The sequence below is a fragment of the Xanthomonas bonasiae genome, from assembly GCF_014836395.1.
Taxonomy (GTDB): Bacteria; Pseudomonadota; Gammaproteobacteria; order Xanthomonadales; family Xanthomonadaceae; genus Xanthomonas_A; species Xanthomonas_A bonasiae.
Map to the genome: position 1 here is coordinate 1 of NZ_JACSQX010000032.1, position 1,214 is coordinate 1,214.

Here is a 1,214-nt window from a genome sequence, read left to right on the forward strand (position 1 = left end):
AGGGCACCTCTAAAAACCTGCCTGCTTTGGCATCATATGGTCTGAGAAGACAGCCGAGGCCTTGCGATGATCAGCTTGTTTGCCGGACACGAACGGGAGTCCAAACGGCAGCAGATAGGCGACCCGCTGTCGGTGTTGTCTCGCCATATCGATTTCGTAGCGATTGCCCAAGCCGTCGACGCCAAGCTGTCCTTGAACACCGGCACGCGCGGCGGCCGTCCGGCCTGGCCGACAGTGGTGATGGTCAAGCTGCTGCTGTTGCAGCAGTTGTACAACCTCTCCGACGATGCGCTGGAGTATCAGGTCCTGGATCGGCGCAGCTTCCAGCAGTTTCTTGGGCTGGAACACAGTGGCAAGGTGCCCGATGCCAAAACGATCTGGGTGTGGCGCGAGCGGCTCAAGGCCAAGGACGTGATGGGCGACATCAGCGCAGCGATCAGCCAGCAGTTGCAACGGGCCGGGTTTGTTGCGCGTGGCGGTCAGATCATCGATGCGAGCATCGTCAGCGCGCCGATCCAGCGCAACACGCGCGAGGAGAACGCACAGATCAAGCAAGGAGAGGATGTGGGCCAGGACTGGAGCGATGCCAAGCGCGCGCAGAAGGATGTGCAGGCGCGCTGGACCAGGAAGCACGGGGTGGCGTTCTACGGCTACAAGCTGCACGCCAGCACGGATCGGCGTTGGGGCTTCATCCGTCGCTACGACGTCAGCGCGGCCAATGTGCATGACAGCCGCCACTTCGAGCAGGTGCTGGACCCGGACAATACCGGCCGCACGGTGTGGGCCGATAGCGGGTACGCCGATGCAGGTCGGGAAGCAGCGCTCAGGCAACGCGGATATCACCCGGCGATCCAGCATCAGGGACAGGCGCGCAAGCCGTTGAGCGAGCGAGAAAAGCGCCGCAACCATCGGATCGCCAAGGACCGAGTGTTTGGCGAACACCCATTTGCGCGTCTGGCCCAGCAAGGCGGCAAATGCCTGCGCTGCATCGGTCTGGCGCGTGCGACGGTGGTGATCGGGCTGAAGGTCGCCAGCCACAACCTGTTGCGGCTGGCGCGGCTGCAGGATCGAGCGCTGTTGCCAGCGTGATCAGCTAAGGCGGCCGAGCGGCCGCCTCAGCCGCCTTCATCGCCCCCTCCGATGCTGCTCTCAGACTGGGGCGCCGGATGCTGAGAGGCCATCGCGATGATCTGACCGGTTGTTCGAGGTGCCCT

General features: G+C 63.6%; 1 protein-coding gene. It reads left to right on the forward strand.

The annotated features are described in order from the left end of the window. Positions 1–66: 66 nt before the first annotated feature. On the forward strand, positions 67–1,089 hold the full coding sequence (locus H9658_RS22785; RefSeq protein WP_191827046.1) for an IS5 family transposase: 1,023 nt from the start codon (positions 67–69) through the stop codon (positions 1,087–1,089). Positions 1,090–1,214 lie beyond the last annotated feature (125 nt).